This window comes from Massilia sp. Dwa41.01b, assembly GCF_014171775.1.
GTDB lineage: Bacteria > Pseudomonadota > Gammaproteobacteria > Burkholderiales > Burkholderiaceae_D > Telluria.
The window spans coordinates 380,390-399,744 of the sequence record NZ_CP050454.1 but is presented as its reverse complement, the minus strand read 5'-3'; the positions used below and the strand labels follow the sequence as shown (position 1 = coordinate 399,744).

The following is a 19,355-nucleotide window of genomic DNA, read 5'->3' as shown; positions in this document are numbered from 1 at the left end:
GCGCTTCCTTGCGCCGTCCCCTTGAATTCAGCCTGCATAAATTTATGTAACAATCCGGCAGAGCGCGCGCATCCGTGCGCGCAGGACTGGATGAGCGCCGATTGAATCCTTCCACCATCAAGACCTATCTGCCATGGCTGGTTGCAACTGCCCTGTTCATGGAGCAGCTCGATGCCACGGTCGTCAACACCGCCATTCCCAGCATCGCCGCCAGCCTCGGCGTCACGCCGCTGAGCCTGAAATCGGTCGTCACCAGCTACATCCTCGGCCTGGCCGTCGGCATCCCCGTCAGCGGCTGGATGGCCGACCGCTTCGGCACCCGGCGCGTGTTTCTCATTGCGATCGGCATCTTCACCCTGGCGTCCATGCTGTGCGGCTTGTCGCCCAACGCGGAAATGATGACGGCGGCGCGCCTGTTGCAGGGACTCGGCGGCGCGATGATGATGCCGGTCGGCCGCTTGGCCATCGTCCGTACGTTCCCCAAGAACGAACTGCTGGGGGCGATGAATTTCGTCATCATTCCGGCGCTGATCGGGCCCTTGCTGGGCCCAACGGTCGGTGGCCTGATGGTGCACCTGACTTCCTGGCGCGCCATCTTCTTCATCAACGTGCCCTTCGGCCTGATCGCCATGTTCCTGGTCTGGCGTCACATGCCGGACTACCATGGCGACGAGCGCCGGCCGCTCGATGTGCCCGGACTGATCCTGTTCAGTTCCGGCACCGCCATCCTGTCCTGGCTGCTCGAGATTTTCGGCGAGCACTCGCTGAGCGGTGTCACCATGGCCTTGCTGCTGGCGCTGTCCCTCGGCCTGCTCGGTACCTACGCGTGGCACGCCGAGCGCAGCAAGTTCCCGCTGCTGCGCCTGAATCTGCTCAGGGTCAGGACCTTCCGCATCTCGGTCGTCGGTGGCTTTGTCACGCGCCTCGGGGTTGGCGGCCTGCCCTTCCTGTTGCCGCTGCTCTACCAGCTCGGGCTCGGCTTGCCGGCCTGGCAGTCGGGCTTGCTGATGATGCCGTCGGCGGCAGCAGCCATGGGCATGAAACTGATCGCGCCGAAAGTGCTGGCACGCTTCGGCTATCGCCAGGTGCTGGTGGTCAATACGCTGTGCATCGGGCTCACCATTGCCCTGTTCGGGCTGGTCGGGCGTGAGACGCCGCTGATCCTCATCGTCTGCATCAGCCTGATGCAAGGCTTCTTCAACTCGCTGCAATTTTCCAGCATGAATACGCTGGCCTATGCCGACATCGACGCCAAGGATTCGAGCATGGCAAGCACGATCTCGAGTTCCTTCCAGCAGCTGTCGATGAGTTTCGGCCTGGCCACCGGTACGCTCGTGACCGCCTGGTTCCTCGGCCATGTGCCGCAAACGAACCCGGTGCTCGTCACCGGCGCCCTGCATCACGGCTTCTGGGCGCTGGCGATGATGACGATCTTGTCGGCGGTGATCTTCTGGCGACTGCGCCGGCGCGACGGCGACAGCATCAGCCGGGGCCGCGCCGCCGCGACCACGGCCGAGCCGGTTGCCACGCAATAATCAGGCAGCGCGCGCAGCCTGCCCTGCCAGGCGCGCCAGCAGCAGCTCGCGGTTACTCATCACGAAGCCGACAAACGCACTTTCCTTCACCGCCAGGCGCACCAGGCCGGGCAGCAAGGGGTAGCAGAACTGCGCCACCTTGCGCACCGCCTCGTCGTTGGCCAGGACACCCTGGGCCGCCGTTCCGCCTTCCCCCAGCAGCGGGCGGATCGCTCCTTCGTATTGCGTGGTGATGCGGCCCAAAGGGGCGATCAGCATCCTGGCCAGTCCGGCTTGCTCGTCCATGGAAGTCATCCTTTCCCAAAAGAAAGATAAAAGGATGCAATACGGACAAGATCGTGCGATGATGCGACGCAAACCACTGCGCTGCCGACCGCAACTTCGGTACGCCATTCGGACTCATAACTTCGTTGCGGCGTTGGCCGCCCTGGAGCATCCATGATGAAAACCCGCCTTGCGGTACTGGAACTGGCGGCGCAGCAGCGTCTCGGTCCCGACGCATTCGCCTCCCTCTGGCGGCTCGCCGCCTTCGACGCCCAGCCTGGCGGCCTGGCCGGCCGACTGCGCCGCGCGCTGCTGTTGCTGGGGGCACTGATGATCGGACTGGGCCTGGTCTTCTTCGTTGCCGCCAACTGGCAGTCGTTCGGGCGGACAGGACAGTTCGGCTTGCTGGAAGGCGCGGCCGTGTGTGCCTGTGCCGGAGCAGCGCTGTGGCGTCCGGCGCGCGTCCCGCTTGCCCTGCTGGCGCTGCTTGCCATCGGCGCCCTGTTCGCCTTCTTCGGCCAGACTTACCAGACCGGTGCCGATGCCTGGCAGCTGTTCGCTACCCGGGCCGCCCTGGCGTTGCCGCTGGCATTCGGTGCCCGTTCCGACAGCGTCTGGAGCGCCTGGACCCTGGTCGCGATGACGGCGCTCGGCCTGTGGGGCGGACGGCTGGATCTGTTCGGGTTCGAGCCCGCGCTGTTCCTGATGGCCTGCGCTGCCTTGCTCGCCTGCGCGCTGGCCGCCCTGCTGACCGTGTTCGGGCCGCGCGCCGGTGCGGGGTCGGCGTCGATGCGGCTGGCCACATTGTCGGCCGCGCTCCTCGTCGGCGCGGTCGGCGTGACCGACCTGGTCGGCCGCACCCCGGGCGGCTACTACCTGGCGGCGCTGCTGCTGTTCGCGGCGGCGGCCTGGCTGACCCACAAGGGCCGGTGGTTCGACCTGGTGAGCCTGTGCATCGCGGCGCTCGGCCTGAATGTGCTGATCGACGGTGGCTTGATGCGCGCCCTGCTGAGCGGCAGCGGTTCGCAAGGAAGCGGAGTCCTGCTGCTGCTGGGCCTGGTGGCCGCCGGCCTGCTGGCGCTCACGGTCTGGCTGATCCTGCCGCTGGCAAGGCAGCACGGTACGGAGGACCAGGCATGAGCAGGCGCATGGACCATCTCGTTCGCGAAGGCGTGGAACGCGGCATCTTCGCCGCCGGCACGCAGGCCGATACACACCGCCCCTGGCCGGTACTGGTGATGAGCGGTATCGGCGCCTGGTTCGCGGCCATCCCGCTGGTGGCGTTCATGGTCGCGGTCGTCGCCAGCGGAAGCTCGAACGCCGGCCTGGCAATTGGCGGCGCGGTCGTGCTGGTGGCCGCGGTGCTGATCTTGCGTGTGAAAACGCTGCCGCTGTTCGTTGAACAGCTCTGCTTGCCGCTGCTGATCGCCGGCATGGTGTTGCTGGGCGCCGGCCTGCCCGATCTGCTGTCACGCAAGGACATCACGCCGGTGCTGCTGGCGGTCGCCTGCGTACTGGCCTGGGCCACGCCGCGCAACTGGCTGCGCACGCTGTGGGGTGTGGCGATCGGCGCGCTGCTGGTTGCCGCACTCGCACCCTCGCTGCACGGCGGCTGGCCGAATTTCTGGCCCGCCCTGTACGGCGCGTCTGCATCCTGGCTGCTCGGCTGTGCCGGCAGCCACTGGAGCCGCCAGCGCCACCTGATCGGCACGGCTGCCATGAGCGAAGCCGTGTTGTCCGGCGCTGCGGTGTCCCTGCTGTGCTCGCTCGCCGTCCTGTCCAGCCTGGCCGTCGTGGTGGGCGGCGCCGTCGACCCGGCCAGCTCCTTCCACGATGCCGGCTCCACCTTTACCCTGTGGCGCGGCGTCTCCGTCGCCGCCGCGGTCGCCGCGCTGGCCTGGGCCGCATGGCGCTGGCCCGTGCTGCGCAGCATCCCGTTCGCGGCGGACCGGCCTGGTGCTGGCTGCCCTGTCGGCCTTTTCCCGGCGCTCGGCGCCACGGCGCTGATCGGCATCGTATCCCTGACGAGCGGCCGGCGCGTGCTGGCGTCGCTGGCCGGACTCTGCGCCCTGTGGCTGCTCGGTCACTTCTACTACCAGCTGGCCTGGCCGCTGGCGCACAAGGCGCTGCTGCTGGCAGCGGCAGGGGCGGCGCTGGCGCTGATCGCCGGCTTCGCGCTTCCGCACGAGCGGGTTCGCGAAACGACGTCGCCGGAGCCGGTGCCGGCGCTGCGCGAAGGCCGCCAGCGTTGGCTGATCGGTGCCGCCACGTTGGCCGTGCTCGCCGTGGTGAATTTCTCGATCTGGCAAAAAGAGGCGCTCATCAGCCAGGGCGCGCCCGTCTTCGTCGAGCTGGCACCGGTCGATCCGCGCTCGCTGATGCAGGGCGATTACATGCGGCTCAATTTCTCGCTCCCCGGCGCCAACGGCCAGGCCACGCGGCGGGCAAGTCACGTGGTGGCGCGCGTGGGCCCGAACGGCGTCGCCAGGCTACTGCGACTGCACGACGGCGGCGCACTGGCACCGGGCGACATCCTGATCGAGCTGGTGTACAAGCACGGGCACCCGATGCTGGTCACCGATGCCTGGTACTTCACCGAAGGCGAAGCCAAGCGTTGGGAAGCGGCCAAATACGGCGAGTTCCGGGTGCAGCCCGACGGCCGCGCCCTGCTGGTCGGCCTGCGCGGAGCGAACCTGCAGCCGCTGTAGGCACAGCAGACAGGCAGGGCCTGCGGGGCAAGGGATGCCGTTCGGGACAGCGGCAAGAGACTCACGCGGCAAGGTCGCGCCCGCAACGCCGCGATGGCGGCCTTGCGCCAGGCTCACGCGGCTTCGTCGACCGGATCGTCGATGAAGGGCGCCAGCGCTTCCTGTCTCCGGTAGCCCAGCTGCCACTGCAGTGCGAGCACGACCAGCAGCACCACGGCGCAGGCGATCCAGACCGACCACAGGGTGTGGGTCAGGAAGTGCGCGCCACGCAGCTGCTGCATCCAGCCGACGATGCCCCCGGCGGCCAGCGCGCACAGGGCAGCCTTTCCCGCCGCGCCCGGGCGGCCCGGCAGCCAGTAGACACACAGCGCCACCAGCCATAGCGCGCTCGAAGCGTGTCCCGCAGGCAGGCAATGGCCGGGCAGCACGCCGGGCGGCAGCGCATCGAACAGCCGCAAGTAAGGCGCATGGCCGCCGTAGCGCGCCAGGTCCCACGGACAATACGCGTCGCTTGTCTGCTTGAGTGCGCTGATCGCGAGCGGCACCAGCAGCGCCGACAGTCCCACCACGCGCAGGCGCAGGCGGCTTGCGGCGTCACGCGCGGCGCGTGGACGGAAAGCGTCGAAGGCCGCCGCCAGCATGAAATAGGCCGCCGCCAGCGTTAGCAAACCCTTCAGGATGACGTGGCTGAAGGTATCGGTCAACCAGGCGTGGCGCCACGGGAAGACGTGGTTCGCCGTGTCGTAGACCGCGTCGACCAGCATCAGGTCGATGTCGGTGCAGCGGCCGATCCAGAGGATGACAAGGGCAGTCAGCGCCAGCCAGGCGCACAGGCGCGCAACTTGGCGCGCGCCGAGCAGCGCCGGCGCCTGGGTCAGGTCCGTGTGCCGCATCAGCTGCCCCGGGTGCAGGCGCGGAACAGGTCCAGCTTGGGATTGAGCACCGCCGTGTTCACGTCCAGCATGCCGAGCACCGAATGGAACACGTTATCGTGCGACACCGGCTGGTCACGGCGCGCCATCAGGCAGGTACGGTCGATGCCGAAGCGCGATGTATAACCGTCGGACATCCACAGCATCATCGGCACCCGGGTCTGTTCGCTGGGGGCGAACATGTAGGGCGCGCCGTGCAGGTACATGTTGTTCTCGCCGAGCGACTCGCCGTGATCCGAGAAGTACAGCATCGCCGTGTCGACGCCGGCATCCTGCGCCGTCTCGCGCAGCAGGTCGATGGTCTTGCTGAGGAAATAATCGGTGTACAGGATGGTGTTGTCGTAGGCCGCGGCGATCGACTCGCGCGAGCACTGCTCGAACTCGTTACTGTCGCATACCGGACCGAAGCGGCCGAAGCCCCGCGGATAGCGGTGCGCATAAGCCGGACCGTGGCTGCCCTTCTGGTGCAGCACGATGACCAGGTCGCCATGGCTGTTGCGGATCAGCTGGGGCAGTCCGGCCAGCAGGCGCTCGTCATGGCATTCCTCGCCTTCGCAGAAGGGGTCGCCCGCTGTCGGGTGCGACATGTCCTGGTACGCGACGCGGTCGCAGACGCCCTTGCAGCCGGAATTGTTGTCGCGCCACAGGACGTCGAAGCCGGCATGCTTGAGCACGTCGAGCAAGCCCTCCTGGCTCGACGCCTTTTCCTGCGAAAAGCGGTCGTGGCCGAGTGCCGAGAACACGCAGGGAACCGACACGGCGGTTGCGGTGCCGCAGGAACTCACGTTCGAGAAATTGATCAGGCCGGGTTGGCGCGACAACAGCGGATTGGTCTCGCGGCTGTAACCGTTGAGGGAGAAATTCATCGCACGCGCCGTCTCGCCAACCACGATCACGGTGACCGTCCTGCGTGCCTGTCCGGCCCACGACGTCCCCTTGATCGCATCGCGTCCTAGCGGCGCCACCACCACGGGCGTGCTCCACTTGTTGCGCAGGTAGCCATGCAGGGCCTGGATGGTATTGGTGGGCGTGAGCAGGAAGCGCAGCTCGCGGTGTTCGCGCACGGCCGGTGCCAGGCTTTTGAACAGCAGCACGAGCAGCAGCACTGCCGCCAGCAGGGAGCCGCCGGCAATGCCGGCCCGTCCCAGCAAACCGCGCACACCTTGCGGGAAGCGGATCTGTGCACGTGCAATCAGGATCGACGGCAACACGCCGAGCAGGCCGACGGTCAGCACCATGTGCCAGTTGAACAGCTCGGCCGCTTCGCGCGTGTCCGTCTCGAACACGTTCTGGATCATTGCCTTGTCGATGACGACGCCGTAGGCGGCAATGAAATAGCTGGCGGCCGAGGCGGTCAGCACCAGCACGATCAGCACCGGCTTGGCGACGAAGCGGAAGCTGGCCAGCGTCAGGCAGGCATTGAAGAACAGGACGATGATCGCGAACGCGCCTGCCAGCAGCGGCAGCCTGGCGAGCGTCAGCCCGCCGGCGGCCTGCGCGAAGGTCGTCCAGAACTTGATGTTGCTGAACGTGGCCAACAGCAAAGCCACAACCAGCGTGAGGAAATGCGCATTGATGCGCCGAGCGAAGAACTTGTCCAACTTTGCCATCCGTCCAAACGTTGCGGCCGCAACTGGCCACCCTGTTGGGCAGGATAGGATGAGGGACGTCAGCGGGGGATCAACCCCGTGTTAAGAAGGCGTGAAATCGGCGAAGCGGATGGTAAAACGGCTGCCGCCCCCAAGCCGCTCTTCGTAATCGAGCGAGGCGTTCAGGTATTCGCAGATGCGCATCACCAGCGACAGGCCCAGGCCCGTGCCGGCGGATCCCTGCGACGGCACCCCCGCGTGGCTTCCCGCCTGGGCCAGCGTGTCGCGCACGGCTGCGGGCAAGCCGGGGCCGGTATCTTCGACGATGACACGTCCCGGCTCGAGCGCGACGATGACCTCGCCCTGCTCGGTGTACTGGCAGGCATTGCGCACCAGGTTGCCGATGGCGGCGGCGCACAGCTCGGCGGGCGCCTGGATGCTGAACTGGGCGCCGTCGCTGTACTGCATCCGTACCGGCCGGCCGGCAACCAGCGCGCGGTAGCGCTCTACTTCGCGCGCGGCGATGGCATCGACCTGCACCGGCGCCAGGCGCCCGAGTTCCGGCCCGCGCGCCAGCAGCAACAACACGGTCACGCATTCGGCGGCGTCGCGCGCCGCCCGGTAGATGCGCTCTGCCGGTGCGCGCGTGGCGGCATCGGCCGCATTCGCCACCAGGATCTCGGCCGCGCCCATGATCACCGTCAGCGGACTGCGCAGTTCGTGGCTGACGTCGCCCGTGAAGAAGCGTTCGCGGTCGAGGAAGGCACGCAGTTCGGCGGTATGCGCTTCCAGCGCGCGCCAATATGCCGAGCTCATCCTTGCGCGCGGTCGACGGCAGCGCGTTGCGGCCGTGGGCGACGGCATCGGCCAGTTCGCTGATCGGGGTCACCACCCGCCGCGCAAAATAGCCGCCGAGCGCCGCGGCCAGCAGCACGAAGCCGAGGAAGCAGACGGCGAACATCGCATATACGACCAGCTCGACCTTTTCGTAATCGCTCTCGTGGTCGACGACGACATACGGGCCCCGTGCATCGCTACCGCTGAGCACGTGCAGGCCGACCCCGTCGACGTCGACCTCGGCCACGCCTGGCGGCAAGCCGCGCAGCGAGCGGGGATGGCATTGCCGCGGTGGAAGCGCAGCCCGGCCGGCAGGTCGACCGCCAGACCGGCGGCTTCGCGCGGCAATGCCCACTGGGCCACCTCGGCCAGCCGATTGTCGACAAGGTGCACTTCGATACCCTCGACCGCGACGATCGCAATGGCGGCAAAGAACAGCGACAGCACCAGCCCGAAGGAGATGAAGGCGACGACGATGCGCCTGCGCAGCGAATCAGCCGGCTGCATCGGGAAGCGCCAGTCGGTAACCGACGCCGGCGACGGTGCGCAGCATGGCGTGGGTAAAAGGTTTGTCGATGGCCTGGCGCAGTGCGTGGATGTGCGTACGCAAGGCGTCGCTGTCGGGACGGTCGTCGCCCCATACGGCGTGCTCGAGCGTCTCGCGCGAGACGATGCGTGGCGACGCGGCCATCAGCGTGCGCAGCAGCACGTAACCGGTTCGGGTGAGCGTGATCGGCTGCCCTTCGCGGGTCGCCTCCTGGGTATCCGGATCGAACACGAGTTCGCCGACGCGCAGCTTGCTGCTGGCGGCGGTACGGCCCTCGGAGCGGCGCACCAGCGCCTTCAGGCGCACGTCGAGCTCGACGAGGGAAAACGGCTTGACCAGGTAATCGTCGGCGCCGCTGTCGAAACCGGCGACTTTGTCGGCGAGGCTGTCGCGCGCCGTCAGCATCAATACCGGCGTGCGGCTGGCCAATTCGTTGCGCAGTTTCTGGCACAGCTCCAGGCCGTTCAGGCCGGGCAGGCCGAGGTCGAGGACGATGACGTCGTATTCGTTTTCGGACGCCAGCGCCAGGCCCGCATAGCCGTTGCGCGCGGAGTCGAGCACGTGGCCTTTCGGCTCCAGGAAACCATACAGGTTCGCCAGGATGTCGGGATGGTCTTCGACGATAAGGATGCGCATCAAGCTATTTTAGCGGCTAATGCTGCGCCAGGTCCGGCTTGGCGCCGCAGATTTGTGCTGCACGCATCGACACCGTGCGCATGGCGTGCCTCCGGGCCTCGTCATCGCCGCCGCCAACAGCATTCAATAAACTTTATACAAATCAGATTCAGAATTAATAATCGATATTTTAATTGAGCAATATTCCATGCGCTTTACATAAACGGCCATGCCATTCGCATATATTAAAACGTAAAATATATCCGAGCGTAACGAGACATTTTACCGTCTAAATATCGTTTGACATCGCGCAAAGGGCCCGCGTATATTTACGCAGTCACCAGCCGGTGGCACATTATAAAAACTGGAGAAAACAATGAACCAAATCGAGCTGAACGGCGAAGCACAACAAGAAACCACCGAAGTCGTCGCACTGGACATTTCGGAAATCACCCGCCGCGAAGAAATGGCTGAAGACGCAGGCATCTGCATCTGCAGCACGATGTTCTAATAAAACAAATTGAGCCAGCTATGAAAATAGTCTGGCTCTTTTTCTATAATTCTTTACTGGATACCAAATGGACGCCCTGAAAAAATTCGCATCGATCTTCGCCGACAAAGAAAAAGCTGCCGCTGTTGAAGCAACCGACACCACCGCAATCAGCATCGAAGAAATCGCGATGCGCGAAGAAAAAGTCTGCGGCTGCATCTGCGAATACGACGCTTCGTAATTGATTGTTCGATAGACCAACTGGTGCTGAGGTAGAGTTGAAGACGAGTAATTTAAATCGTGCACTGGCGATTGCCAATTTAATTAATCTTGGAAAAACCCCGGTTGAGTCTTTCGAGATCTCGAGAGACTGGGCAGCGCGTCAATTTGCCCAGTCTCTCCAGATGGTTCGGAATGTCGTTCGGCAAACACAGGTAGAAATGCCCTGGCCGGAAGCGCCGCAGCCGGGCCGCATGTTCGCATCCTTTCATTTCTCGCTTTATCCCCTGCTCTATCGGGCAATGGCGCAGCGCAGCGGGCCCGGTGTCGTGTATAGCCTGATCGGCGAGCAGCAGGAAGGCCATCGGAATTCCCTGAAGCAGCTGGCGGTCCAGCACGGCTTCCAGCTCGAATTCATCCAGAGTAATCTCGGCATGGTGAAAACCTTGCGCCGTGCCATCCACGATGGGATACCGGGCATTCTCCTGCTGGATATTCCATGGACACGGCTCGATAGTCCGCCGGATGTCCGTTATCCGATCAAGGGCGGGCATTTCAAAGGACACTCCTCGCTGGGACGTTTGCTCGAGATGATCGATCCGGGTTATGAAATCCTGATAACGAAAAGAATAGGCAAGGATTTCAGGATCGAGAACGCGGGCCACCTGGATCTTCCTGCCGCTTTCCAGGCCTTTGGACAGGCGCTCGAAGAGGACCCGGCCGAATACGAACGCCTCCATCAGTTCCACCGCTTCTTCGAATTCGATCAGGCGCAGAATTGTGCGGTCACGTTCTGCGTCCAGGACCAGCGTTATGTCGTGCACACCAGGACCATGCAAGCGTGGCAAGTGCCGGCAAAACTGCAATTCAAAAACATCCAGGACGGGATCGATACGTTCAGCGACGATCCAGCGGTCGTCGCGCACTTCGGAAAAGAAATCAAGAATGAAATCGACTACGTTATATCAATTTGACGTCGATGATGTAGCGCTCGGCGATACGTTCGCCGTGCTCAGTCAGGGTACCCGCCGTTTGTTATTGAAAAACCTTACCGCAGACGAAATGCGGACCTTTTCCGATTTGAACCGCAACCGGATTTTCGGACGCGAACAGGTGTCGGAAAAGATGTTTGCCTCCTTGACATCCCATGGCCTGGTGTGCGATACGCCGCAAGCGCCGGACTTGCGCCGCCGTATCGCCCGCAGGCTGCGTATCTCCTCGCGCACTGTCAGCCAGCTGGCGCGTCCCCTGGGACCGCTGTTCTCGGCACCTGGACTGTTGTTTCTCGTCCTGCTCCAGGTGGTACTCTACAGCCTGCCAGGCGTCCATTTCGCAAGGATCCACGACTTCGCGCATTGGGCGATGCAAGTGACCTTCGTCGACGCCGCGATCACGATTGCGGTTCTCTTGCTGAGCATGACGATCCATGAATTCGGCCATGCCACCGCCTGCCTGAGGATGACGGGTGCCACGGGCTCGATCCGGGTCATGACCTTCCGCGGTACGCCAGCGATGGCGGCGGACGTATCGAGCATTTGCCTGACCGACGAGCGCGGCAAGGCAGTCGTTGCCATGGCAGGCGCGCTCTTTCAGAGTAGCTTCGGCGCCTGCCTGCTCGCCTTCGGGCCCCAGCAGGTGCAGATGGCGGCGACGATGGCCATCCTGGGCGCGATCTTCAGCCTGACGCCGCTGCCGAATACCGACGGCTATTGGCTGATCCGTGACTTTTTCAATCTCCGTCTGAAGCCGCGCCTGTGGCCAGTCCGCAAGGAGCGTGCCTGGACCGATGTGCTCTATGGTTACGGACTATTTGCGGCGACCTGTGGTTTTGCCCTGGTATTGTTCAGGCAGTGCGCTTACCTGTACGGCATCATCGCGGAAAGCCCTGACTTCATCACTTTCAAGATCGCAGCCGTTGCGCTGTTATTGGCTTACCTGGGGATGGTTACGTGCCTGTTCATGTGGAAGAACTTCCGCCTGTTCGTGCGTGATCTTCCGGATGGGGGCTGATGTTCCGGATGGCGTCCGCGTGGAGCACAGGTGCATCGCGCGATCGTCTCATCTGCTTACAATCGTCATATGGATCGCGTACCAATGAAACTGACAACCTTCTCGCTTCTCGCACTGATGGCTTCGGCCGGCGCCTCTGCGCAGGAAACCGACGCTGCGCCCGCATCCACCGAAGCCGTACAGGTGGTCGAAGTCAGTGGCGTCAAAAACCCCGAACTTAAACCTTATCGGCAGATGCTGAAAGGTCTCGATGCATTCGAAAAACTCCATTCGCTGGCCCCTGCGGCTCCGCTGAAGTTTCAACTCGTCTCCGACACCAGGAAAATCGCCTTCGACACGGTGACGCTGAAACTGTCGGGCAAGAATACCGACGTGCCGCTGCCGGTCGCCGGCGACGGCACGTTTATCCTGCCGCGTTTGCCCGGCGCGGCGGAAGACAACGCCGAGCTCGTTTCGAACAAGTCGAAGGGCGTGCTGCGCTGGCGCGGCGATATCCATACGCCGGGCGTGCCTGACAACGCGCGCCGCCTGGGCGACCTGCGGCTCGAGTGCGAGATCGGCTGGGCGGTCAATCGCGAGGACATGCCTTTCCTGACTCGCAACAGCTTGTCGGCGATCGGCGGCATGTGCCGTTCGAAAATGGTGGGTCTGCGTTACCAGGCGCCACGACCACTTGCGAACGTTGCATTCGTCTCCGGAGAGCGCAAGCTGAACCTGCGGATCGACCCTGCCAACAAACGCGTTTACTACCCTCTGCTGGCCGACAGTAGCTGGAACGACGACACGCTCATCGTGTATGAGTTTGAGGACGTTGTCGCAGCCAATCCATAACGCGGCAGCTGACTGGCTGGTCGCGCGTTTCCCGGCGCGCGTTCCCCTACGTCCGTGCAAGACCGTTTCTCCGTCTGCGCACACGGCCTGCAGGGACGGTGTGAAAGGCAGGTCAAGGCTATCAAAGCTGTCAGTGTCCGCGCGCCCGCGCTTGGGCTACGCTGTGTAGACGTGGCGTATCGCGCGTGACGGGTTCCACGCTGCAGTCCGATACGCACGCGCTATGTCGAGCGACACCATCCATTGCGGCGGCGAGGAGGTGCGAGATGGCGATAACAGAGTTCGATCTATCGGGATATGGAAAACAAAGCGGTTGTCCGCTCGTCCTGCCCGGCTTCCGCCTGTATGCGGAACGCGATCTGGTGCGCATGCGGGGACCGTTCGTCCAGGCGCTCCTGTTCGCGCACACGCGCAGCGAGTGGCTCGACGTGGTCCCGGTGTTCTACGTGGCTGGCGCCAACCCTGCCGATGCGGCGTTGTTCCAGACCATGTCGGTGCCGCTTGCGGGAGCGTCCGAGAAGCGGCGCTGGCTGTTTCCCGCCGATGCGCCCGTTGAAGAGGACGCGGCGCAGCGCCTGGTCGTCCAAATCGAGCGCGACTCCCCGCTGTCTTTCCTGGCTCCGCTGGACGACGGCGCGATTGCCGGCCTGCTTGATCATCTCGTCACGCAGAGCCAGCACTGGCTCCCCGCCCTGTCCAAGGCTTTCTTCGGAATGTGCACGGGTTCGGCTGCGTCCGCCGTCGACCTGGCCTCTGCACGCGACGCATTCATCCGCTTCAGCAATGTCGGCCGCGGTGGTACGCCCCGTGGTTTCGAGCGCGACATGATGGCGCGCTTCGATGTCCTCGAGCATCGATTGCACAGCCAGACGTGCATCGTGCAGTGCCATCATGAGGCTGAAGAGCACGCTGCGCGCCTTGGCTTGCCTCCGATCGAATGGCCTGTGGAATGGCCTACCTCGGTCGATGTCGACGGCGCTGTCAGGAACAGGTGGCTTGACGCACTGCTGGGGAAACGCGGGAATGCACGCAGCAATGCGCGGGGACAGGGGAAGGATGCGCGCTAGGACGAGCTGGTTGCGCACGCTCGTTATAAATCGGGCGGATCCATAGTCCACCGTCGACGCAGTACCAGCGTTACCGATTCTCGTGTCGGCTTATCGAGGCCAGTGGACGACGAGCCGCCAAGCCCATATGGCGAAGCATGACCGCCAAGGCCAATGCAGGGGACGAAAAACAGCCGCCCAAACGCAAAAAACCCCGCAGAGGTGAGGGTCCACAGTGCGGACCTGACCCGGCGGGGGGGGTTCAAGACGAAAAAAAACCCGCTGATCGCAATCAGCGGGTTTTTCTCTTATAACTAGCCTGACGATAACCTACTTTCACACTGGTTGCAGCACTATCATCGGCGCAAAGTCGTTTCACGGTCCTGTTCGGGATGGGAAGGGGTGGGACCGACTTGCTATGGTCATCAGGCATGACTTGTACGAGCATCGTTTCCGCAATCGGCAACGCTGCTCTGAATCTGGAAGAAGTAAGTGGTAGCAGCTGTATCAACAAACAGCGCTGTATTTCTTGAATCTATATCCTGCTAAGGTTATAGGGACAAGCCGTACGGGCAATTAGTACTGGTTAGCTTAATGCATTACTGCACTTCCACACCCAGCCTATCAACGTCCTGGTCTCGAACGACCCTTCAAGGAGCTCAAGGCTCCGGGAAATCTCATCTCAAGGCAAGTTTCCCGCTTAGATGCTTTCAGCGGTTATCTCTTCCGAACTTAGCTACCCGGCAATGCCACTGGCGTGACAACCGGTACACCAGAGGTTCGTCCACTCCGGTCCTCTCGTACTAGGAGCAGCCCCCTTCAAATTTCCAACGCCCACGGCAGATAGGGACCAAACTGTCTCACGACGTTTTAAACCCAGCTCACGTACCACTTTAAATGGCGAACAGCCATACCCTTGGGACCGGCTACAGCCCCAGGATGTGATGAGCCGACATCGAGGTGCCAAACTCCCCCGTCGATATGAACTCTTGGGAGGAATCAGCCTGTTATCCCCAGAGTACCTTTTATCCGTTGAGCGATGGCCCTTCCATACAGAACCACCGGATCACTATGTCCTACTTTCGTACCTGCTCGACTTGTCGGTCTCGCAGTTAAGCACGCTTATGCCATTGCACTATTAGCACGATGTCCGACCGTACCTAGCGTACCTTCGAACTCCTCCGTTACACTTTAGGAGGAGACCGCCCCAGTCAAACTGCCTACCATGCACTGTCCCCGATCCGGATAACGGACCAAGGTTAGAACCTCAAACAAACCAGGGTGGTATTTCAAGGATGGCTCCACGAGAACTGGCGTCCCCGCTTCAAAGCCTCCCACCTATCCTACACAGATTGGTTCAAAGTCCAATGCAAAGCTACAGTAAAGGTTCATGGGGTCTTTCCGTCTAGCCGCGGGTAGATTGCATCATCACAAACATTTCAACTTCGCTGAGTCTCGGGAGGAGACAGTGTGGCCATCGTTACGCCATTCGTGCAGGTCGGAACTTACCCGACAAGGAATTTCGCTACCTTAGGACCGTTATAGTTACGGCCGCCGTTTACTGGGACTTCAATCAAGAGCTTGCACCCCATCATTTAATCTTCCAGCACCGGGCAGGCGTCACACCCTATACGTCCACTTTCGTGTTTGCAGAGTGCTGTGTTTTTATTAAACAGTCGCAGCCACCAGTTTATTGCAACCCTTTCGCCCTTCCACAGTAAAGTGGTCAAGCTACCGGGGCGTACCTTTTCCCGAAGTTACGGTACCAATTTGCCGAGTTCCTTCTCCCGAGTTCTCTCAAGCGCCTTAGAATACTCATCTCGCCCACCTGTGTCGGTTTGCGGTACGGTCTCGTATGACTGAAGCTTAGAGGCTTTTCTTGGAACCACTTCCGATTGCTTCGCAGCACAAGGCCGCTCGTCCCACTCCCTTGAATTACGCACCCGGATTTGCCTAAGTGCCTTCTATGAAGCAGAAACTGACTATTCCAACAGTCAGACAACCTTCCGCGATCCGTCCCCCCATCGCATCATACGACGGTGCAGGAATATTAACCTGCTTCCCATCAGCTACGCATCTCTGCCTCGCCTTAGGGGCCGACTCACCCTGCTCCGATGAACGTTGAACAGGAAACCTTGGGCTTACGGCGTGCGGGCTTTTCACCCGCATTATCGCTACTCATGTCAGCATTCGCACTTCTGATACCTCCAGCATCCTTTACAAGACACCTTCGCAGGCTTACAGAACGCTCTCCTACCATATCCAATAAAGGATATCCGCAGCTTCGGTGACTGGCTTAGCCCCGTTACATCTTCCGCGCAGGACGACTCGATCAGTGAGCTATTACGCTTTCTTTAAATGATGGCTGCTTCTAAGCCAACATCCTGACTGTTTTAGCCTTCCCACTTCGTTTTCCACTTAGCCAATCTTTGGGACCTTAGCTGGCGGTCTGGGTTGTTTCCCTCTTGACGCCGGACGTTAGCACCCGACGTCTGTCTCCCAAGCTCGCACTCATCGGTATTCGGAGTTTGCAATGGTTTGGTAAGTCGCAATGACCCCCTAGCCATAACAGTGCTCTACCCCCGATGGTGATACTTGAGGCACTACCTAAATAGTTTTCGGAGAGAACCAGCTATTTCCAAGTTTGTTTAGCCTTTCACCCCTACCCACAGCTCATCCCCTAATTTTTCAACATTAGTGGGTTCGGACCTCCAGGGCGTGTTACCGCACCTTCATCCTGGCCATGGGTAGATCACTTGGTTTCGGGTCTACACCCAGCGACTGTCGCCCTGTTCGGACTCGATTTCTCTACGGCTCCCCTATTCGGTTAACCTCGCCACTGAATGTAAGTCGCTGACCCATTATACAAAAGGTACGCCGTCACGGAACAAGTCCGCTCCGACTGTTTGTATGCACACGGTTTCAGGATCTATTTCACTCCCCTCCCGGGGTTCTTTTCGCCTTTCCCTCACGGTACTGGTTCACTATCGGTCGATTACGAGTATTTAGCCTTGGAGGATGGTCCCCCCATGTTCAGACAGGATTTCTCGTGTCCCGCCCTACTTGTCGTACGCTTAGTACCACCGTCTGAATTTCGTGTAAGGGGCTATCACCCTCTATGGCCGGAGTTTCCAATCCGTTCCACTATCCAGTCGACTATCACGTACAGGCTCTTCCCATTTCGCTCGCCACTACTTTGGGAATCTCGGTTGATTTCTTTTCCTGCAGCTACTTAGATGTTTCAGTTCGCCGCGTTCGCTTTGCATGCCTATGTATTCAGCATGCAATGACCTAAAAGGCCGGGTTTCCCCATTCGGAAATCTGCGGATCAAAGTGTGTTTGCTCACTCCCCGCAGCTTATCGCAAGCTACTACGTCCTTCATCGCCTGTAATCGCCAAGGCATCCACCATGTGCACTTATTCGCTTGTCCCTATAACGTTAGCCCCTGGTTCACACCAGGGAGCGTCATAGTTCAAGGAGTACAGCTTGTTGCATGTTTGTTGATACTTTTACTACTACCCTAAGTGTGCTCACTCATCATTGCTGATGCGTTTGCACGCTTAAAAAAACTTTACTTCTTCCAGATTGTTAAAGAACAGAACAACAGTGATCTCTAAAAGACCAAACCTAAGCGGCAGTCTTCAACGACTTGCTTACGTTTGTACTTTCAGGCTCTTCGATACTACCAAGTGATGGTGGAGGATGACGGGATCGAACCGACGACCCCCTGCTTGCAAAGCAGGTGCTCTCCCAGCTGAGCTAATCCCCCTTATCGGATACTTCCAATAACTTGGTAGGGCTGGTTGGACTCGAACCAACGACCCCCGCGTTATCAACACGGTGCTCTAACCAGCTGAGCTACAGCCCCGAAACTGTGTTCTTCTTGTTCAACAGTCGATAAGTGCGGACGCTTGGTGATGGAGCGTTAGCTCCCGGTGCTACTCTAGAAAGGAGGTGATCCAGCCGCACCTTCCGATACGGCTACCTTGTTACGACTTCACCCCAGTCACGAATCCTACCGTGGTAAGCGCCCCCCTTGCGGTTAAGCTACCTACTTCTGGTAAAACCCGCTCCCATGGTGTGACGGGCGGTGTGTACAAGACCCGGGAACGTATTCACCGCGGCATGCTGATCCGCGATTACTAGCGATTCCAACTTCACGCAGTCGAGTTGCAGACTGCGATCCGGACTACGATACACTTTCTGGGATTAGCTCCCCCTCGCGGGTTGGCGGCCCTCTGTATGTACCATTGTATGACGTGTGAAGCCCTACCCATAAGGGCCATGAGGACTTGACGTCATCCCCACCTTCCTCCGGTTTGTCACCGGCAGTCTCATTAGAGTGCTCTTGCGTAGCAACTAATGACAAGGGTTGCGCTCGTTGCGGGACTTAACCCAACATCTCACGACACGAGCTGACGACAGCCATGCAGCACCTGTGTTCAGGTTCCCTTTCGGGCACTCCCTGATCTCTCAAGGATTCCTGACATGTCAAGGGTAGGTAAGGTTTTTCGCGTTGCATCGAATTAATCCACATCATCCACCGCTTGTGCGGGTCCCCGTCAATTCCTTTGAGTTTTAATCTTGCGACCGTACTCCCCAGGCGGTCTACTTCACGCGTTAGCTGCGTTACCAAGTTAATTAAAACCCGACAACTAGTAGACATCGTTTAGGGCGTGGACTACCAGGGTATCTAATCCTGTTTGCTCCCCACGCTTTCGTGCATGAGCGTCAATCTTGACCCAGGGGGCTGCCTTCGCCATCGGTGTTCCTCCACATCTCTACGCATTTCACTGCTACACGTGGAATTCTACCCCCCTCTGCCAGATTCAAGCCTTGCAGTCTCCATCGCAATTCCCAGGTTGAGCCCGGGGCTTTCACGACAGACTTACAAAACCGCCTGCGCACGCTTTACGCCCAGTAATTCCGATTAACGCTTGCACCCTACGTATTACCGCGGCTGCTGGCACGTAGTTAGCCGGTGCTTATTCTTCAGGTACCGTCATTAGCAGAGGATATTAGCCTCTACCGTTTCTTCCCTGACAAAAGAGCTTTACAACCCGAAGGCCTTCTTCACTCACGCGGCATTGCTGGATCAGGCTTGCGCCCATTGTCCAAAATTCCCCACTGCTGCCTCCCGTAGGAGTCTGGACCGTGTCTCAGTTCCAGTGTGGCTGGTCGTCCTCTCAGACCAGCTACTGATCGTCGCCTTGGTAGGCCTTTACCCTACCAACTAGCTAATCAGATATCGGCCGCTCCAGGAGCACAAGGCCTTGCGGTCCCCTGCTTTCATCCTTAGATCGTATGCGGTATTAGCGTAACTTTCGCTACGTTATCCCCCACTCTTGGGTACGTTCCGATATATTACTCACCCGTTCGCCACTCGCCACCAGGCCGAAGCCCGTGCTGCCGTTCGACTTGCATGTGTAAAGCATGCCGCCAGCGTTCAATCTGAGCCAGGATCAAACTCTTCAGTTCAATCTCTGTTTGTTGACACTTTCGTGTCATCCGCTATTGCTAGCGGAGTCGCTCACTCAAGATACTGACCGTTATCTCATTGCTGAGACAACGCTTAATACTTTTGTGAACATTTGATAATTTAAGTAATCAGCTGAACTAGCCAGCTGGCACCTTCATCAAACGCCCACACTTATCGACTGTTAATTGTTAAAGAACTTTATTCGGTACTGCCTTGCTGCTTTGTTGCGAATCGTTTTGTTCGTCAGCAGCA

15 protein-coding genes, 2 tRNA genes and 3 rRNA genes are annotated in these 19,355 nt (G+C 60.6%); 9 read left to right on the top strand and 11 right to left on the bottom strand.

Features of this window, described 5'->3' with window-relative positions; genetic code table 11:
- The first annotated feature begins 101 nt into the window (after nt 1-101).
- Complete coding sequence (locus G4G28_RS01760; RefSeq protein WP_183107973.1) at nt 102-1,535, top strand: DHA2 family efflux MFS transporter permease subunit; 1,434 nt, start codon at nt 102-104, stop codon at nt 1,533-1,535.
- Here the strand turns inward: G4G28_RS01760 and G4G28_RS01755 are convergent, their stop codons facing one another.
- The gene (locus G4G28_RS01755) at nt 1,536-1,820 is read right to left on the bottom strand and encodes a hypothetical protein (protein ID WP_183107972.1); all 285 of its coding nucleotides are present in this window, start codon (nt 1,818-1,820) and stop codon (nt 1,536-1,538) included.
- 153 nt (nt 1,821-1,973) lie between these two features.
- Here G4G28_RS01755 and G4G28_RS01750 point away from each other — a divergent pair, with 153 nt between their 5' ends.
- Complete coding sequence (locus G4G28_RS01750) at nt 1,974-2,939, top strand: DUF2157 domain-containing protein (protein WP_210283277.1); 966 nt, start codon at nt 1,974-1,976, stop codon at nt 2,937-2,939.
- Between the two features lie 8 nt (nt 2,940-2,947).
- A complete protein-coding gene (locus G4G28_RS01745) occupies nt 2,948-4,507 on the top strand; it encodes a GDYXXLXY domain-containing protein (protein ID WP_183107970.1) in 1,560 nt (519 codons plus the stop codon).
- A gap of 113 nt (nt 4,508-4,620) precedes the next feature.
- On the opposite strand, the gene G4G28_RS01740 is transcribed toward G4G28_RS01745, so the two are convergent.
- The 5 genes from G4G28_RS01740 to G4G28_RS01725 all read right to left on the bottom strand — a co-directional run bounded on the left by G4G28_RS01740 (nt 4,621) and on the right by G4G28_RS01725 (nt 9,048).
- Entirely contained in the window at nt 4,621-5,400 is a 780-nt protein-coding gene (locus G4G28_RS01740; RefSeq protein ID WP_183107969.1) for a phosphatase PAP2 family protein, read from the bottom strand.
- Nucleotides 5,400-7,040, bottom strand: a complete 1,641-nt coding sequence (locus G4G28_RS01735; protein ID WP_229425394.1) for a phosphoethanolamine transferase — start codon at nt 7,038-7,040, stop codon at nt 5,400-5,402. The genes G4G28_RS01740 and G4G28_RS01735 overlap by 1 nt, the downstream gene beginning before the upstream one ends.
- Nucleotides 7,041-7,130: 90 nt before the next feature.
- On the bottom strand, nt 7,131-7,844 hold the full coding sequence (locus G4G28_RS27845; RefSeq protein ID WP_308601637.1) for a HAMP domain-containing sensor histidine kinase: 714 nt from the start codon (nt 7,842-7,844) through the stop codon (nt 7,131-7,133).
- Nucleotides 7,845-7,913: 69 nt separating this feature from the next.
- Nucleotides 7,914-8,372: a hypothetical protein gene (locus G4G28_RS27840; RefSeq protein ID WP_308601635.1), complete on the bottom strand. Its 459-nt coding sequence runs from the start codon at nt 8,370-8,372 to the stop codon at nt 7,914-7,916.
- Complete coding sequence (locus G4G28_RS01725; protein WP_182990613.1) at nt 8,359-9,048, bottom strand: response regulator transcription factor; 690 nt, start codon at nt 9,046-9,048, stop codon at nt 8,359-8,361. Before G4G28_RS01725 ends, G4G28_RS27840 begins: the two co-directional genes overlap by 14 nt.
- A 355-nt stretch (nt 9,049-9,403) precedes the next feature.
- Between G4G28_RS01725 and G4G28_RS27330 the strand changes: the two genes are divergently transcribed.
- The 6 genes from G4G28_RS27330 (at nt 9,404) to G4G28_RS01700 (ending at nt 13,644) form a co-directional block, all read left to right on the top strand.
- Nucleotides 9,404-9,538 carry a hypothetical protein gene (locus G4G28_RS27330; protein WP_267873657.1) on the top strand — a complete coding sequence of 45 codons (135 nt, stop codon included), beginning with the start codon at nt 9,404-9,406 and terminating at the stop codon, nt 9,536-9,538.
- A gap of 67 nt (nt 9,539-9,605) precedes the next feature.
- Nucleotides 9,606-9,758 (top strand): hypothetical protein, encoded by a 153-nt coding sequence (locus tag G4G28_RS01720; RefSeq protein WP_182990612.1) that lies wholly within the window; start codon nt 9,606-9,608, stop codon nt 9,756-9,758.
- A gap of 37 nt (nt 9,759-9,795) precedes the next feature.
- Complete coding sequence (locus G4G28_RS01715) at nt 9,796-10,710, top strand: hypothetical protein (protein WP_182990611.1); 915 nt, start codon at nt 9,796-9,798, stop codon at nt 10,708-10,710.
- Nucleotides 10,682-11,746 carry a hypothetical protein gene (locus tag G4G28_RS01710; RefSeq protein ID WP_182990610.1) on the top strand — a complete coding sequence of 355 codons (1,065 nt, stop codon included), beginning with the start codon at nt 10,682-10,684 and terminating at the stop codon, nt 11,744-11,746. Before G4G28_RS01715 ends, G4G28_RS01710 begins: the two co-directional genes overlap by 29 nt.
- A gap of 84 nt (nt 11,747-11,830) precedes the next feature.
- Nucleotides 11,831-12,577: a hypothetical protein gene (locus G4G28_RS01705; RefSeq protein ID WP_182990609.1), complete on the top strand. Its 747-nt coding sequence runs from the start codon at nt 11,831-11,833 to the stop codon at nt 12,575-12,577.
- Nucleotides 12,578-12,843: 266 nt separating this feature from the next.
- A complete protein-coding gene (locus G4G28_RS01700; RefSeq protein ID WP_182990608.1) occupies nt 12,844-13,644 on the top strand; it encodes a hypothetical protein in 801 nt (266 codons plus the stop codon).
- Nucleotides 13,645-13,940: 296 nt separating this feature from the next.
- Here the strand turns inward: G4G28_RS01700 and rrf are convergent.
- The 5 genes from rrf to G4G28_RS01675 all read right to left on the bottom strand — a co-directional run bounded on the left by rrf (nt 13,941) and on the right by G4G28_RS01675 (nt 19,102).
- Nucleotides 13,941-14,053 (bottom strand): 5S ribosomal RNA (gene rrf / locus G4G28_RS01695).
- Nucleotides 14,054-14,178: 125 nt separating this feature from the next.
- Nucleotides 14,179-17,054 (bottom strand): 23S ribosomal RNA (locus G4G28_RS01690).
- Between the two features lie 263 nt (nt 17,055-17,317).
- A tRNA-Ala gene (locus G4G28_RS01685) sits at nt 17,318-17,393 on the bottom strand.
- A 22-nt stretch (nt 17,394-17,415) separates the two neighbouring features.
- Nucleotides 17,416-17,492: transfer RNA gene (locus tag G4G28_RS01680), tRNA-Ile, on the bottom strand.
- Nucleotides 17,493-17,571: 79 nt separating this feature from the next.
- Nucleotides 17,572-19,102 (bottom strand): 16S ribosomal RNA (locus G4G28_RS01675).
- The 16S, 23S and 5S rRNA genes sit together here with 2 tRNA genes alongside, the layout of an rRNA operon.
- Nucleotides 19,103-19,355: the final 253 nt, after the last annotated feature.

Excerpts from the sequence above, each read along its gene's own strand:
- G4G28_RS01755 (WP_183107972.1), bottom strand. The coding sequence starts at position 1,820 with ATGGACGAGCAAGCCGGACTGGCCAGGATGCTGATCGCCCCTTTGGGC.
- G4G28_RS01750 (WP_210283277.1), top strand. The coding sequence starts at position 1,974 with ATGATGAAAACCCGCCTTGCGGTACTGGAACTGGCGGCGCAGCAGCGT.
- G4G28_RS01745 (WP_183107970.1), top strand. The coding sequence starts at position 2,948 with ATGGACCATCTCGTTCGCGAAGGCGTGGAACGCGGCATCTTCGCCGCC.
- G4G28_RS01740 (WP_183107969.1), bottom strand. The coding sequence starts at position 5,400 with ATGCGGCACACGGACCTGACCCAGGCGCCGGCGCTGCTCGGCGCGCGC.
- G4G28_RS27845 (WP_308601637.1), bottom strand. The coding sequence starts at position 7,844 with ATGAGCTCGGCATATTGGCGCGCGCTGGAAGCGCATACCGCCGAACTG.
- G4G28_RS27840 (WP_308601635.1), bottom strand. The coding sequence starts at position 8,372 with ATGCAGCCGGCTGATTCGCTGCGCAGGCGCATCGTCGTCGCCTTCATC.
- G4G28_RS01725 (WP_182990613.1), bottom strand. The coding sequence starts at position 9,048 with ATGCGCATCCTTATCGTCGAAGACCATCCCGACATCCTGGCGAACCTG.
- G4G28_RS27330 (WP_267873657.1), top strand. The coding sequence starts at position 9,404 with ATGAACCAAATCGAGCTGAACGGCGAAGCACAACAAGAAACCACCGAA.
- G4G28_RS01720 (WP_182990612.1), top strand. The coding sequence starts at position 9,606 with ATGGACGCCCTGAAAAAATTCGCATCGATCTTCGCCGACAAAGAAAAA.
- G4G28_RS01710 (WP_182990610.1), top strand. The coding sequence starts at position 10,682 with ATGAAATCGACTACGTTATATCAATTTGACGTCGATGATGTAGCGCTC.
- G4G28_RS01705 (WP_182990609.1), top strand. The coding sequence starts at position 11,831 with ATGAAACTGACAACCTTCTCGCTTCTCGCACTGATGGCTTCGGCCGGC.
- G4G28_RS01700 (WP_182990608.1), top strand. The coding sequence starts at position 12,844 with ATGGCGATAACAGAGTTCGATCTATCGGGATATGGAAAACAAAGCGGT.